The sequence below is a fragment of the Enterococcus sp. DIV1682a genome (assembly GCF_051711005.1).
GTDB lineage: Bacteria > Bacillota > Bacilli > Lactobacillales > Enterococcaceae > Enterococcus_B > Enterococcus_B hirae.
Map to the genome: position 1 here is coordinate 2,275,773 of NZ_JBIOLT010000001.1, position 16,284 is coordinate 2,292,056.

The 16,284-nt window shown below is 37.3% G+C and carries 11 protein-coding genes and 1 other annotated feature; of the genes, 2 read left to right on the forward strand and 9 right to left on the reverse strand.

Annotated features, from left to right (window positions below; genetic code table 11):
• Positions 1-59 precede the first annotated feature (59 nt).
• Both efrB and efrA read right to left on the reverse strand, forming a co-directional pair.
• Positions 60-1,826, reverse strand: a complete 1,767-nt coding sequence (gene efrB / locus IGJ23_RS10425) for a multidrug efflux ABC transporter subunit EfrB (RefSeq protein WP_010718720.1) — start codon at positions 1,824-1,826, stop codon at positions 60-62.
• Positions 1,823-3,553, reverse strand: a complete 1,731-nt coding sequence (gene efrA, locus IGJ23_RS10430) for a multidrug efflux ABC transporter subunit EfrA (protein WP_010738063.1) — start codon at positions 3,551-3,553, stop codon at positions 1,823-1,825. The genes efrB and efrA overlap by 4 nt, the downstream gene beginning before the upstream one ends.
• A gap of 389 nt (positions 3,554-3,942) precedes the next feature.
• Between efrA and IGJ23_RS10435 the strand changes: the two genes are divergently transcribed.
• Together IGJ23_RS10435 and rnjA are read left to right on the forward strand one after the other, a co-directional pair.
• A complete protein-coding gene (locus IGJ23_RS10435; RefSeq protein WP_010718722.1) occupies positions 3,943-4,155 on the forward strand; it encodes a DNA-directed RNA polymerase subunit epsilon in 213 nt (70 codons plus the stop codon).
• A gap of 1 nt (position 4,156) precedes the next feature.
• Positions 4,157-5,839, forward strand: a complete 1,683-nt coding sequence (gene rnjA, locus IGJ23_RS10440; RefSeq protein WP_010718723.1) for a ribonuclease J1 — start codon at positions 4,157-4,159, stop codon at positions 5,837-5,839.
• A 165-nt stretch (positions 5,840-6,004) separates the two neighbouring features.
• On the opposite strand, the gene IGJ23_RS10445 is transcribed toward rnjA, so the two are convergent.
• From IGJ23_RS10445 to IGJ23_RS10475, 7 genes are all read right to left on the reverse strand, one after another.
• Complete coding sequence (locus tag IGJ23_RS10445) at positions 6,005-6,205, reverse strand: cold-shock protein (RefSeq protein ID WP_010718724.1); 201 nt, start codon at positions 6,203-6,205, stop codon at positions 6,005-6,007.
• Between the two features lie 163 nt (positions 6,206-6,368).
• Positions 6,369-7,061, reverse strand: a complete 693-nt coding sequence (radC, locus tag IGJ23_RS10450; protein ID WP_034698946.1) for a RadC family protein — start codon at positions 7,059-7,061, stop codon at positions 6,369-6,371.
• 57 nt (positions 7,062-7,118) lie between these two features.
• Entirely contained in the window at positions 7,119-7,775 is a 657-nt protein-coding gene (locus IGJ23_RS10455; RefSeq protein WP_010718726.1) for an HAD family hydrolase, read from the reverse strand.
• Entirely contained in the window at positions 7,765-9,078 is a 1,314-nt protein-coding gene (locus IGJ23_RS10460) for a bifunctional folylpolyglutamate synthase/dihydrofolate synthase (RefSeq protein WP_010738066.1), read from the reverse strand. Before IGJ23_RS10460 ends, IGJ23_RS10455 begins: the two co-directional genes overlap by 11 nt.
• 212 nt (positions 9,079-9,290) lie before the next feature.
• On the reverse strand, positions 9,291-11,936 hold the full coding sequence (locus IGJ23_RS10465; protein WP_010718728.1) for a valine--tRNA ligase: 2,646 nt from the start codon (positions 11,934-11,936) through the stop codon (positions 9,291-9,293).
• A gap of 47 nt (positions 11,937-11,983) precedes the next feature.
• Positions 11,984-12,224 (reverse strand) — a binding site (T-box leader).
• 137 nt (positions 12,225-12,361) lie between these two features.
• The gene (locus IGJ23_RS10470; RefSeq protein WP_438774937.1) at positions 12,362-14,995 is read right to left on the reverse strand and encodes a hypothetical protein; all 2,634 of its coding nucleotides are present in this window, start codon (positions 14,993-14,995) and stop codon (positions 12,362-12,364) included.
• A 424-nt stretch (positions 14,996-15,419) separates the two neighbouring features.
• Positions 15,420-16,067, reverse strand: coding sequence for a redox-sensing transcriptional repressor Rex (locus IGJ23_RS10475; RefSeq protein ID WP_010718730.1), 648 nt, complete (start codon positions 16,065-16,067; stop codon positions 15,420-15,422).
• Positions 16,068-16,284: the final 217 nt, after the last annotated feature.

A 16,284-nucleotide genomic window follows, 5' to 3' on the forward strand; every position in this document is an offset into this window, starting at 1 on the left:
TCTTTCTTATTGTCATCGGAGCTACCCGCTTCTTTCACAACCTCTTGGTTTAAACGGTATCAAGCATCAGCAACATCTTCAGCAAATTGGCTATTGTACAGTTTTTCATAGAATCCGCCTTGAGCTAACAGCCCTTCATGCGTTCCTTTTTCGATAATTTGTCCTTGATCCATCACTAAGATCAAATCCGCATCACGAATCGTTGAAAGGCGATGAGCAATAACAAAACTTGTTCGTCCTTCCATTACACGATCCATTGCTTTTTGGATCAATGCTTCTAAACGAGTATCGACAGAACTAGTAGCTTCATCAAGTATCAAGATTTTAGGATCAGAAACCACGGCTCTGGCAATAGTCAATAATTGCTTTTGCCCTAACGAAACATTGTCACCTTCAGCGTTGATTTCCATTTCGTACCCATCAGGCATTGTCCGAATAAAATGATCAACGTTAGCTGTTTTTGCTGCGTCAACGACTTCATAATCCGTCGCATCTAATTTACCAAAACGAATATTATCAGCGATTGTCCCTTCATAGAGCCAAGCATCTTGAAGAACCATCCCAAATAATGAGCGGACATCACTACGACTCATCGTTTTAGTATCAATACCATCGATTTTTATTGCCCCATGACTCACATCATAAAAACGCATCAATAAATTAATCAGAGTGGTTTTCCCTGCACCGGTTGGTCCGACTACCGCAACTGTTTGACCAGCTTTTACTTCAAAGTTCAAATCTTGAATCAACGGTTTTTTAGGGTCATAAGCAAAATCAACATGTTCAAATGAAACATTTCCTGCTACTGTTTCTGGTAAAGTGACATCCACTTTATTTTCTTTTTCTTCTGGTTCATCTAAAATCTCAAAGACACGTCTGGTAGCCGCAGATGCACTTTGCAATACAGAAGATAACTGTGTGATATTCCCCATTGGCTGGCTGATTTGCCAAATATATTGGATAAATGCTTGTAATTGCCCCACAACGATGACACCCGTAATGACGTAAAAACTTCCCAATACAGCCATACCGATATAAGTAGCATATGCGGTCAACTGAACTAAGGGCATCATCAATCCAGATATAAAGGCTGCTCTAAATCCATAATGTTTCAATCGATGATTGACTTGTTTGAATCCTTCAAACGTTTTTTGCTCACGTCCATAAACTTTTAACACACTAAAACCAGTCATATTTTCTTGGACATAACCATTTAAATCCCCTAACGAATTTTGCATTTCTTGGAAATATTTTTGCGAAGCATTGATCACACGTTTTGAAATCCAGATAGATGCTGGAATCATGATCATCGAGATCAACGCCATCAATGGCTGGATATAAAACATCATCGCTGCTGCCAGTGTGATCCCTAAAATAGCATTCACCACACCGATAAACGCTTGCTGTAACGCTCCACTGACTGCGTCTACGTCATTCGTCACCCGAGATAAGATATTTCCTTGTTGATTTTTATCAAAATAAGAAACAGGCAATCGATTGATTTTTTCTTCAATATCTCTTCGCAAATCTTGCATTGCACTTTGCACGACATTCGTCATCAAAACACCTGAAAGTAATTGCGAAACACAATAACCAACGCCCACGATCGTGATCCAAATCAAACAATTGAAAATATAAGAAAAATTAATCGCTTCGTTGTTTGCAATATTGTGACTGATCTCAGTAGTTGGCAATCCGACAACGTAGGGTAAAGCAACGTTGAAAATCACCGTCAAAACAGTAAACAACAGCACAAAGAAAAATGTTAACTGATAAGGTTTGATGTATCGAGCTAATCGTTTTAAGGAAGATAATGTTTGTTTCATGCTAATTCCTCCTTCGATAATTGCGAAGCTGCGATATCATAATAGATTGGACAGTTTTCTAATAATTCACGGTGTGTCCCGATACCTACGACTTCTCCCTCATTCAAGACGATGATTTTATCAGCATGCATGATCGTACCCACTCGCTGCGCCACGATTAACACCGTTGATTCGGTCGTTTCTTTTTTCAAGCGAGCTCGAAGTTTTGCATCCGTTTGATAATCAAGTGCCGAGAAGCTGTCATCAAAAATATAGATTTCCGGACGTCGAATAATAGCTCTGGCAATCGCTAAACGTTGCTTTTGTCCTCCAGAGAAATTAGCTCCACCTTCGGAAAGAAGTTCATCATACCCATCCGTTTTCTTCGAAATGAAGTCCGTTGCTTGTGCGATTTCAGCTGCTCGCTCCATCTCCTCTTGCGTAGCATCTTCTTTTCCATATCTTAAATTATCTGCGATCGTCCCAGTAAATAACAATGCTTTTTGAGGAATAAAACCAATTTTATCTCTTAATTTACTCAAGCGATAGTCCCTGACATCTACGCCATCAATAAGGATTTCCCCATCACTTACATCGTAAAATCGAGGAATCAATTGAATCAACGTTGACTTCCCGCTACCTGTACTACCGATGAATGCGACTGTCTCTCCTGGCGAAGCAGTAAAACTCACATTACGGATCACGGGTTCTTGTGAATGTCCAGGGTAAGCAAATGTCACATTCTTAAACTCAATATATCCTTTGGTTTTTGTTTCAGATACACCATTTGGATCTTCTTTGATCGACGGTGAGGCATCTAATGCTTCTTGGATACGCCCTGCTGAAACAGCTGCCCGTGGATACATCATAAAGACACTTGCAAACAGCATGAAGGAGAATAATGCATGGAAAATATATTCAATAAATGCAATCAGATCCCCCACTTGAAGTGAACCAGCATCGATTTGAACCGCTCCGCTCCAAATAATCAAGACCATTACAATGTTAAACAGGAAGTAGAATCCAGGCTGTGCAACAGCCATTAAACGAAACAAGCTTTTCGAGCTTTTTGTATAGTTATCATTAACTTTCGCAAATCGTTTTTCTTCAAATTTTTCATTAACGAATGCCCGGATAACACGTAATCCTGAAAGATTTTCACGTAAAATACTATTGATCTTATCCAAATTTTTCTGTTGTTTTTTTGATAACGGTTCAGAAAATTTCGCAATCGCAACCACTGAAAGTAGTAAAAACGGTAGAGCTCCGATCACATAATAACTCAATGAAACACTGGTCCGCATAACCATATAAAGACTGACAACAAACATCATCGGTGTCATAAATCCGATCCGTAAGATATTTTGTAAGAACAGCATAATTTGATAAGCGTCATTCGTCGTACGCGTGATCAACGAAGCAACCCCCAATGTTTCATATTCTTGGTGAGAATAACTCTGGATTTTCTTGAATAGATCGTCACGAATATCCGCAACGATGTTCGTCGTGATCCGTGAACCAAAATAGCCTAATAGAATATTCATAATGATCCCAACCACAGTAATCACGACCATCAAGATCCCTTGTTGTTTTACATAACCAAAATCGTTGTTACGAATCCCGACATCAATCATACGAGCTAAAATCGTTGGTAAGCCTAACTCAATTAAAATAAAACCAAATACGCAGATGAAATTTAATAACAAATATTTCTTATAGCGCATGGTATAGTGCCACATCAACTTCAAACTCTCATCTCCTTTTAATTAGAATAAATTTAGCTATTAATAAAAATAATAGCACACTCCTATAGTATATAGAACACCTCTCTCATCAAAAATTTTTTTTATTACATTTAAATGATAAAAAACATTTTTCCTTTCCACCTTGTTGATTTCTATACTTATCCACTTTTTTATGCTAAAATAGCAATTAACTATTGTATGAATTCATACAGAAGGTACGGTTGAAAAAATTTCCGAACAGAGAAGCAAAACGAGGCTTGTCTCTTTGATTAGAATCGCTCATTTTAATCAAAGCATATCAAAAAACAGGTGGCTTGACCCCTCGTTTTGTGTTGTCTAAAAAAAATCAACTAGCTAAATTACTGCGACATGCAGATAAAGGAGACATAAACATGATTTACAAAGTATATTATCAAGAATCAAAAATCCGTAATCCTAAACGGGAAGAAACAAAATCACTTTACATTGAAGCAAATAGTGATGTTGACGCACGTCAACAAGTGGAAGAAAATACCCCATACAACATTGAATTCGTTCAACTTCTAGAAGGCAGTCATCTAGAATACGAAAAAGAAAATGCTGAATTCACATTAGTGGAGTTTTAAAATGAAACTTTCCATCAAAAATAATGAGACAGGCGTCTTTGCTATTGGTGGATTAGGTGAAATCGGGAAAAACACGTATGGGGTACAATTCCAAGATGAGATTATCATCATTGATGCTGGAATCAAGTTTCCAGAAGATGATCTGCTTGGGATTGACTACGTAATTCCTGACTACAACTATATCGTTCAAAATATACACAAAGTGAAAGCACTGGTGATCACGCATGGACACGAAGACCATATCGGTGGCATTCCTTATTTGTTGAAACAAGCGAATATCCCTATTTATGCTGGGCCATTAGCGCTTGCACTGATTACCAATAAGTTGGATGAACATGGCTTGCTTAGAGATGCACAATTGCATGAAATCAATGAAGATACCGTGATTCGTTTCAGAAAAACATCGGTCAGCTTTTTTAGAACAACCCATAGTATCCCTGATGCGTTGGGTGTCGTTGTAAAAACACCTTCTGGTAATATCGTTGCAACAGGTGACTTTAAATTTGATTTCACCCCAGTCGGTGAACCTGCTAACCTGCACAAAATGGCACGGATCGGTGAAGAAGGCGTACTCTGCTTGCTATCAGACAGTACAAATGCTGAGATCCCAACATTTACAAAATCAGAAAAAACGATTGGTCTTTCGATCCTAAAGATTTTTGAGAAAATCGAAGGTCGGATCATTTTTGCCAGCTTCGCTTCAAACATTTTCCGTCTACAACAAGCAGCAGATGCAGCGGTTGCTACCGGCAGAAAAATTGCTGTTTTTGGACGCAGTATGGAAAATGCGATCGTTAACGGCCAACGTTTAGGCTATATCAAAGTCCCAGAAGGAACCTTTGTTGATGCACATGAAATCAATCGATTACCTGCGAATGAAACGATGATCTTATGTACTGGTTCTCAAGGTGAACCGATGGCTGCTTTAAGTCGTATTGCTAATGGTACCCATCGCCAAATCCAGATCCAACCAGATGATACCGTCATTTTCTCAAGCTCACCAATTCCTGGGAATACTACCAGCGTCAACCATTTGATCAATTTATTATCTGAAGCTGGTGCAGAAGTCATTCATGGGAAAATCAACAATATCCATACTTCTGGACACGGTGGTCAAGAAGAACAAAAGCTGATGCTTCGTTTGATGAAGCCTAAATACTTTGTTCCAGTCCACGGAGAATTCAGAATGTTGAAGATCCATGCTTCCCTTGCTCAAGATACTGGTGTACCTGCTGAAAATTGCTTTATTATGGAAAATGGAGATGTGTTGGCTTTGACTAGCGAAACCGCTCGTCCAGCCGGACATTTTATTGCCGGTGACGTCTATATCGACGGTAGCGGGATCGGTGACATTGGAAATGTTGTTTTGAGAGACCGTCATTTGTTATCTGAAGAAGGACTAGTTCTGGCAGTTGCTACTGTCGACATCAAAAAGAAAGAAATTTTAGCGGGACCTGATATTTTATCACGTGGCTTTGTTTATATGCGTGAATCAGGTGAGATGATCAATGAGGCGCAACGCATCCTTTTCCATGCATTGCGTGAAGTGTTAAATGCTCCTGATTGCTCTGAACATAAACTGAAAGAAGCCATGACAGGCGCTTTACAACCTTTCTTATTTGAACGAACAGAAAGACATCCAATGATCCTTCCAATGGTGATGACACCTGATGAAGAAAAATAAATGAAAAACTTATAATGGCTGCATGCGCCGACTACCTACATAGATGGGTAAAGTTCGGCGCAGTTGTCCATTATAAGTTTTTTTGTAACAAAAAAGAGCGTAATCACTTACGCTCTTAACATGTTTAAATAGGTGAACAACACTTATTTAGTTTACTCGCTCTACTTAAGCTTTTTCAACATTAGCAGCTTGTGGGCCACGATCTGATTCTTCAACATCAAAAGTCACTGCTTGACCTTCTTCTAAAGTTTTGAATCCGTCACCTTGGATAGCTGAAAAGTGAACAAAAACATCGCTTCCGTCTTCACGTGAAATAAAACCAAATCCTTTTTCAGCGTTGAACCATTTAACTGTTCCGTTTTCCATTAATAATACCCTCCTCGTGCCTAAGCACTTAATTGATTGTAACATTGCTCGCGTACGATAGAGGTGCAACAGATGTTTCAACTTCTATTCCCAAACAAAATTACAATATAATTGTACACTTGGTTCTTTTTTTTTGCAAGAAAGCTACTTCCACTTATTCAATTTATTCCTCTTCCATCAATCCCTCCTCTCTCAGACTAAAATACTGTTTGCATCCAATGATCAAATGATCTAAGACATCGATTCCCATCATCTCCCCACATTTTTGAACTCTTTTAGTAAAAAGCAAGTCTTGTTTAGATGGAAGAACATTCCCCGAGGGATGATTATGAACTAAAATAATTCTTGCTGCAGAATATCGAACAGCATAATGGAACACTTCTCTTGGATGTGCGATCGTTTGATCCAGGGAACCAATAAATAGCGTTTTTTTCAACAATACTTGATTCTTAGTATCCAAATAAATACAAATCAAATGTTCTTGTTTGTGATCCTTTAATTCTATGATTAATTGATGCGCTAATTCATAGCTGGCATGGATCGTGGGTTGTACCGCTACATGCTGTGTTTGGATTCTTTTTCCTAGCTCGATCAGTGCTTTGATTTCAAGAGCCTTAACCTGACCAATTCCTCGTATTTTTTCCAGCTCAGACAGCGTTGCCTGTCTTAACAGTGCAAGTCCACCAAATGTTTTCAACAAATTACCTGCTAGTTCCAAGACATTATAGGGATGCTGTCCCGTGCGTAATAAAATAGCAAGTAATTCTTGATCAGAGAGTGCTTTCTCTCCGTAAAGCAACATCCGCTCCCTTGGAAGTGAGGTTGCTGGCACAGCATCCAGCAAATTTTTTTCCATAAAATCCCCCCTTTCTTCTTCTCACTAATAAGATACGAAAAAAGGGGGGAGCTATTTTTATTTTTTTAGATATCCTGGTACTTCGTGTAGAGAAGATAAAACTGCTAACGTTTTTTGTTGCAAGTCTTCTGAAGGAGCCAACAAATCTGGAATCATAATCACTGGGATCTCCGCACTTGCTGCTGCAAGTATCCCGTTTTTAGAATCTTCCAGAACCAATGTTTCTTGTTTTTTCGTTCCTAGATATTCATGGGCAAGCAAAAAGATTTCTGGATCAGGTTTAGCACGTTTGACATTTTCTGCTGAAACAATCGTTTCAAAATAGTTTGTCAGTTGGTTCTTTTCCAATAATAGCTCAATAATATGACGTTGGTTACTAGAAGCGACAACTTTAGGTATTCGGTGTTCTTCTAAAAAGTCCAGTAATTCAATTACTCCTGGTTTTAATTGCACTGCACCTAAGGAAAACCGTCTGATCGTTTCTTCATAAGCATCATTAATGAATTTTTGGACATTATTTTTCCCAAAACTTGCAAAGATCTGATGATAATTTGCCCAAACCTCTTCATCTGATACACCTAGATATTTCAAATACAATTCTTTGTCGTAAGGAAAGCCCATTTGATCAGCAACCATTTGCGAGGCTTCATAGTAGACGATTTCTGTGTCAAAGAGTAACCCATCCATGTCAAAAATGACAGCTTTATAATTCATTTTTTCCTCCTAACTGTAACAATAGTGTTCGTACTTCAGAAATAAAGTAAAGGGAACCTGTAACCACTAAGACATCTTCATTGGTCATTTTTTCTAATATTTCAGCTAAACCAAATTGCCATAATGAAACAATTGAAACTGTTTCATCTACAAGATCAGTCACGGTGCTTAAATCCAATGCTTTCGGGTGTTCAAACGTCGTTAAATACAAATGCGCATTAGGAACTGCTTTTAATTGGGTTAGCATTGCTTCTACATCTTTTGTACTTAGTGCAGAAAATAAAATATTGATCCGATAATCTTTGAACTCTTTCTTCAAATTTTGAACCAAACGGCTGACTGCATGTGTATTATGAGCGCCATCTAAAATAACAAAAGGTTCTTCACTTAATTTTTCCATTCGTCCAGGCCAGTGCGCTTTTTTCAGTCCTTTGCGAATTTCTTTTTCACTAAATGGTATTCCTGTCATCTTGCAGTAAACTTGGTATAGTTCAATTGCCATACCAGCATTTTCTGTCTGATGTTGTCCAATCATGCCAATCGTAAGCGAGGTCATTTTTCCATGCTCATTATGAAATGAAAATACTTCTCCCCATTGCTCAGCTGGATGTTGATAAGTAACTTGATAGTTTTCGCCAAAAATATGAAGGGGGGCATTTCTTAGTCTAGCCTGTTTTTTGATTACTTCTAAAGCTCTTTCTTCGATATTTCCCGTAACGACAGGCACCCCTTGCTTGATTATTCCTGCTTTTTGGGCAGCGATTTCTTCAATTGTTTCTCCTAAAATATCCGTATGATCCAAGCCAATCGTGGTGATTCCTGTAAGTAATGGTACGGCAACATTTGTTGAGTCTAGTAAACCGCCTAACCCAACTTCAATAATAGCAACGTCGACTTTTTGACACAAAAAATAATCAAATGCCATTGCTGTCAGCGTTTCAAACTCAGTGATTCCGGCAACTGCTTCAAATCGATCCAAATGTTCAACAAGTGGTCGGTATTTTTGTACAAGCTTGATTAAGTCTTGATCTGGAATTTCTTGTCCATTGATCGAGATTCGTTCATTAAAAGATTCAATATACGGCGAAGTAAATGTCCCCACTGTCAGTCCTGCTTCTTCTAGTAGACATCTCAGATACGTAACCGTTGAACCTTTTCCGTTGGTTCCTGCGATATGGATCGTTTTTACCTGTTTTTCAGGATGTCCGACTATCTCTAATAATGCCTCCACTCGATCTAGTCCCGGACGAGAGCCAAATGGCAAGCGGCTATGGATCCATGCGATTGCTTCTTCTATTTTCATCAACGTTTCCCCCATTCCATATTTATTATAGCAAAAAGCAAGCGGAATCACAGAAAAAGACGTAGTATATGTAAAAGAAGAAATACTGAATAGCCCATTCTGATTCTACTTATTTGTGCTGACGTCTTGCTTTTTACTTAAAAAAAGAGCGGAAATGTTTTTCAACCACTTTCCGCTCTCTTTTGCATTTGTACGATTGTTCGAATGTCAGATTACTGGATGGTTCTTAAGCTGCGGATTCTTTCTGTAACTGCTGCTTGTTTGTCCAAATAATCTTTTTCTTTTGCCCGCTCTGCTTCAACCACTTCTGCTGGCGCATTGGCAACAAAGCGTTCATTGCCTAATTTTCCTTGTACTCGTTTCACTTCATCTGTCCATTTCGCTAGTTCTTTTTCTAACCGTTTGATTTCTTCTTCGATATTGATCAAACCTGCTAATGGTAAGAAAATTTCTGCACCTGTCAATACAGCTGACATTGCTAGATCAGGCGCAACGATTTCACTTGAGATCGTTAGCTCTTCTGGATTACAGAAACGCTCGATATAGCTGGTATTTTCTGTTAAGAATTGACCGATTTTCGGATCATTGATCTTAATCATTAATGTAATTGGTTTGGATAATGGTGTATTCACTTCAGAACGAATATTACGTACGGAACGAATTAGTTCTTTGAGTACTTCCATCCCTTTTGAAGCTGTTTCATCATTAAATTCCGGATGAACCACCGGATAATCAGCAACTACTAAAGAAGTACCTTGATGTGGGATGTGTTGCCAAATTTCTTCAGTAACAAATGGCATAATTGGATGCAATAGACGTAAAATTTGATCTAACGTATGCACCAAAATACTTTGTGTTGTTTGTTTTGAGACAGCATCATCACCATACAAGACTTCTTTACTCATCTCGATATACCAGTCACAAAAATCATCCCAAATAAAGTTATACAACTGACGCCCAGCTTCCCCAAATTCAAAATGATCAAAGAGTTCAGTAACCTTAGCGATCGTTTCATTTAGACGTGTCAAGATCCAGCGGTCTGCCACAGTTTTCTCGCCAGTTAGCGTAATATCTTCAACTGTCATGCCTTCACTGTTCATAATAACAAAACGTGAAGCATTCCAAATTTTATTAATGAAATTCCAAGCTGCATCCATTTTTTCATAGCTGAAACGGACATCTTGACCAGGTGCTGAACCGTTTGATAAGAACCAACGTAAGGCATCAGCGCCATATTTTTCAATCACTTCCATTGGATCAATGCCGTTTCCAAGAGATTTACTCATCTTACGTCCTTGCTCGTCCCGAATCAACCCATGAATCAAAACATTTTCAAACGGACGACGATCTGTAAATTCTAAGCTTTGGAAAATCATTCGACTAACCCAGAAGAAGATAATGTCGTAGCCAGTTACTAATGTGCTTGTTGGGAAATAGCGTTGATAATCAGCACTATTTTCATCTGGCCATCCCATCGTTGAAAAAGGCCATAACGCTGAACTAAACCAAGTATCTAATACATCTGGATCTTGTACCCACTCTTCACTATTTTCTGGAGCTTCCATCCCTACATACATTTCACCCGTTTCTTTATGGTACCAAGCCGGGATTTGGTGTCCCCACCACAATTGACGAGAGATAACCCAATCGTGAACATTTTCCATCCAACGTAAAAATGTTTGATTAAAACGTGGTGGGAAAAATTCAACTGCATCATCAGTCTCTTGATTTTTCATTGCTTTCTCAGCTAATGGAGCCATTTTAACAAACCATTGTGTGGACAAGCGTGGTTCAATGACTACTCCCGTACGTTCTGAATGCCCAACATTATGGATCATTTTTTCAATTTTGATCAATCGTCCGATTTCCTTCAAATCAGAGACAATCGCTTTACGTGCTTCGAAACGATCCATACCTGCATATTTTCCAGCTAAGTCATTCATCGTTCCATTTTCGTTCATCACATTTACACGTGGCAGATCATGACGGTTACCTACCTCAAAGTCATTTGGATCATGCGCAGGTGTAATTTTCACTACGCCTGTTCCAAATTCCATATCAACATACGTATCTGCAATAATCGGAATTTCTTTATTTACTAATGGTAAAATTACTTTTTTGCCGATCAACGCTTGATAACGCTCGTCTTCTGGGTGTACAGCAATCGCTGTGTCACCTAGCATAGTTTCTGGACGAGTCGTTGCAATTTCCACTACACCCGAACCATCAGCCAGTTCATAGCTCATGTGGTAGAAAGCACCTTCAATCTCTTTGTGGATCACTTCGATATCCGATAAAGCAGTGCGTGCTTGTGGGTCCCAGTTAATGATGTATTCACCACGGTAAATCAAGCCTTTTTCATAAAGTGTCACGAATACTTTACGAACAGCTTCTGACAAGCCATCGTCTAGTGTAAAACGTTCACGACTATAATCGAGAGATAAGCCCATTTTTGCCCATTGTTCACGGATATGGCTTGCATACTCTTCTTTCCATTCCCATACTTGATCCACAAATTTTTCACGTCCTAAGTCATAACGCGAAATTCCTTGTTGACGAAGCTTTTCTTCTACTTTTGCCTGTGTAGCGATCCCTGCATGGTCCATCCCAGGTAACCACAAGGTATCAAAGCCTTGCATCCGTTTTTGACGAATCAGCATGTCTTGTAAAGTCGTATCCCAGGCATGTCCTAAGTGAAGTTTTCCTGTAACATTTGGTGGGGGGATTACGATTGAATAGGGTTTTGCTTTCTGATCGCCACTTGGTTTGAACAAATCTTGTTCCAACCATTTTTCATAACGGCCAGCTTCAACTTCTTGCGGATTGTATTTTGTTGATAGATTTTTTTCTTCCGTCATACTGATGTCCTCCTTAAAAATAAAAAAAGTCCTAAAATACTTTCGTATTTTAGGACGTATTGATTTACGCGGTACCACCTAATTTGTAGCAGTTTCCTACTACCTCTCATGTGAGTTAACGATCACGACTCGTTTATCTCTAGGTTTTATCGGTTTGCTGTACACGATAAAGGGTTCAAGATAAAAACTCCCAAGCTACCTTCACTAGTCTCTCCTAAGAACGTCCCACCATCTCGTTCTCTCTCTAAAAGGCTGTAACTAGTTACTCCTCTTGATCAACGTTATGCCTCATTTTACAATGGTTCAATTTTAAAGTCAATAAAAGACGGTAAGAATCGTATTTCCCTAAATAGTACCTCTTTAGGCTTATGATTCGCCTATTATAAATAATTGACTAAACAATAAGCAGTATTGACAATGTTTGTTTATTCAGATCGTAACTGTTCAAAGAAATTTTTTAAATTTCTTACAGAAGGCTGATTTTTTCCTGCTTCCTTCATCTCATTTAGATTATTAGCCTTATTTGTAGACTGATTCATTCGCTCCTCTAGTGTTTGAATTTTTATTACTGGGTGGCTATTGGGCGTTTGAGTTGATTTATTACTTGTCAAAGAGAGACTATTAGTCGTTTGGGTTGATTTACTTGTCAGAGAGAGACTATTAGCCGTTTGAGGTGATTTATTTGTTAGAGATTGATCCCTGATTTCCTTGGGAATTGGTATTGATTGAATACCAGCGGACTTCTCCTGATTTAGACTATCAGCCACATTTGTAGACTGATTCATTTGCTCCTCGAATGTTTGATTTTTTATTACAAGGGGCGTTTTGGTTTGTTTATCTGTTAGAGAGTGATTACTGATTCCGAGAGGTGTTAATGTTGGTTCAATACCTGCAGACTTTTCTTTAGGTTGCTCCTTTTTTCTCTCTGGTTCCTTTACTGAAGTACTTATTAGAGATTGATTACTTGTTCCCTGGGGCATTAGAGTTGGTTCAACGTCTATATTCAGTTCTTTAAGTTGCTTCGTTTCCTGTCTATGTGAGTGTAATTCCTTGAAACTCTCAACTAATCCTTTAATTTTCCCTCGATTCTGTTGGTGTTCTGAGTCTTTATTAAGATACCCTGCCGTGTATTTAGGATTTAAATTTTTAGATACACCAGATGAATATACTAAGAAAGACAAAACAACCTGGGAACAACAATACTCATCCTCCACTAGTAATTCTTCAATCTGTCGATTCACATCAGACACTAATAGATTCTTCTTACTTACGTAAGTATTTATAAACTGCTTAATCTTATCGCTTTCCTTTTGCCACCACTCCCTTTCGAATGGAGTCAGCACCTTATTAAGATTGTTAAAATATCTATTATTGTTGCTCTCAACTTCTTTAGTCGTTACCATCTTAAGATCAACAGAAACTAAAGGAATTTGCTTGATACACTCGTCAATGATGTTTTTTAATTTGGGATATGTATGTATAAAATTTTGTATCTCTTCTTTTTGATTAAGGATATTTGAAAATTGCTCCTCTATACTAACTCGATTATCTCTAAGTTTGTACACCTCAATCACACTATATTTCATTTGTTTTTTTATTTCTTCTTTTTTATTATTTAAATCTATTTGAAACCGACTAATTGCTTTATTGACTCTGGTTTGTTCTATATTTTTTGATTTTTTTATCTTCAATAAACTATTTTTAATCTTATTTATTACAACTTGGGATTCCCTTTGCCGCTTTTTTTCATCCATTGATAAACATTTTTCCGTCCAATTGATTACATCCGATTCAGTAAAATTAATATTTTGTGAACGAAGTGCTTCTTTAATTGATTGAAGGAGAGACTCAGCTTGTGAAAGGTCCTTGGTTTCCTTTAATAGTCCTTCTCCGTCATCCCCATATCTTTCTTTAAGATAGTTTACATCACTTGGACTTTCCCATTCTCTCATCATTACAGAATAAATGACTGTTGATAAAGTCTCTCCCTCCTTTTTTTGCTGGAGTGCTTCTTCGATTTTTGGAAGTATTTCTTTTTTTGTCTGATAACTATATAATAAATCTAATGCTTTTTCCCTGTCGGAACGGTAATCACAATCAATTTCATGTTCGTATAGTGTACGATCAATTATTTTCCGTACTTCAAGAAAAAGGTAATTGACTTTCTGTTTCTCTAATTCTTTTCTTACTTCTTCCACTACATACCTAACTTTCATATCATCGGTAAGGTTATGTGCTATATTTTTCGCTATTTCTCCCATTTCCGTACTTATTGCGGATATTTTTAAGATCAGTTCTTTTTCATTCAAAATTTTATTTGTTTGAATCTTATCTTCTTCATTTAAATGAGTGTTCAATTGCTTATTAACTTGTTCAAAGCTTTTCTCGGACCAGTTTGGGTAATTAATCTTTAACTGAAGCATAATCGTTGCAATCTGTTCCGGTTTTAATTGCTGAAGATAGTCATCGTTTTCCAGATTATTATCAATTGATCGAAGTCCATTCATGATTCGTTGATTTTCGATTTCACTCAGATCTTTTTTCATCATTTCCGATAAAGGACTATTTGTTTTTGATTCTGTCTCCTTTAATTCTTCTTTAAATGCCTGAACTGTTTCAAATTTGTGCCATTGATTTTCACCAAAAACAAGTCTCCCTAAATAGGATAACTGTTGTTTTAACTCTGGAGAATTCAATAATCTATAGAATCTATCAAATCGATCTATTTTTGCCCCACTATTCAATAAATCTTCTAATTGATCCCCTAAATCTGATCGATTTTCTTTTTTTAGTTTTTCGATAATACTTTTTTTATAAAATTCTAAACGGTCCGTTTCTTTAAAGGAAGTATTGACTTGGTGTCTGACAGAATCTTTTACCAGTGTGAACTGAGACTCAACATAAATTTGTGTCATCAACTCAACTGTTCCTTGTTTTCCCAAAACTAACACTTTGTCGTACTTGTTCACCAATTCAGGTGTCACTTCTTCTTCAAGCAAGGTAAGGATTTCGTATGCCTCATCTGCAGTGATTTTTGCTTTTTTCTCCTCTTGATTCATTTTTTTACCATCCTTTACATTTTTTTGTTATAGCATCCGTGGCTTGTCTGTTTTGCTAGACATTCATATCTAGCCTGAATCATAAGAATTAAGAATTGTTCCTTTTATGTACATTCAATCAAATCTTAAACTTCATTAGTATTTTTTACTCCAACTTGTTTCATAACCGCCTCCTTCAGGTTAACTTTTTTCTTACAACAGTGATTCTATCCATTGCATTCATCTTTATTACTGTCATTCACTCCTAAAAAAGGGTTCTTCTTTCAAAAAAACCTGTTATTTTATAATCCCTACACACGATGATACAATGAACTGAAAGCTATTATATCAGTATTATGATTGTAAACAAACAAAAATAGATATAAACATACGTTATAAAAAAACGCTTAGAAACATTGGCTCTAAGCGCTAAAACTATGGATTGTCATAAAAAAACTTCTGAATATTTCTCGTTAAAAAATATAAGCGTTTGCAATTCTGTCGTCAAATCAATGTATTGAATATTCACATGTTTGGGTACGATCACTCGGTCAGGAGCAAAGTTTAAGATCGCTGATACGCCACCTTTCACGATTTCATCGATTGCTGACTGGGAGTGTTTACTTGGAACCGTTGAAATCGCAACTGTTACTTTTTCTTTTTTGACGATTTCGCCAAACTGTTCGATTGGATAAATGAATTGACCATCGATTTCTTGGTTGACGATTTTAGGGTCATTGTCAAATACACAGACGATATTCAAATTTTCATTTCTTCTAAAATTATTGTGCTTTAAAGCTTTCCCTAGATTTCCATACCCAACTAAGGCAATTCGTTTTTCCTCTTCCGTCTTTAAGATCCGATCAAATACTTCGATCAGATAAGGCACTTCATAACCATAGCCACTGCGCCCCAACTCCCCTAAATATGAAAAATCTCTACGGATCGACGCAGAAGGTACTTGGGTGATTTGACTAAATTCATTTGATTTAATCCGCTTCACACCTGAATCATTGAGCATTTTTAAATAACGTAAATATAAAGGTAGTCTTTTAGCTGTTGCTTTTGGTAAAACCGCTATTTTTTCTCCCATCTTCAAACTCCTTTGTTAATTTCTTCACATAGTCAGTTTATCATTTATCCTCTCTTAGAGCAACAGTAGGGAACATAAAAAAGAGTCTGGGATTGACCCCAGACTCTTAAATAAGTGTAAGAACAAATAAAAAGTAATGTTTTTAAAATATGTTTTATTAAACATAAAAAAACGGTTCAATCTACTGTCTTATTCTTGTCAAAGCTCCACGATAATT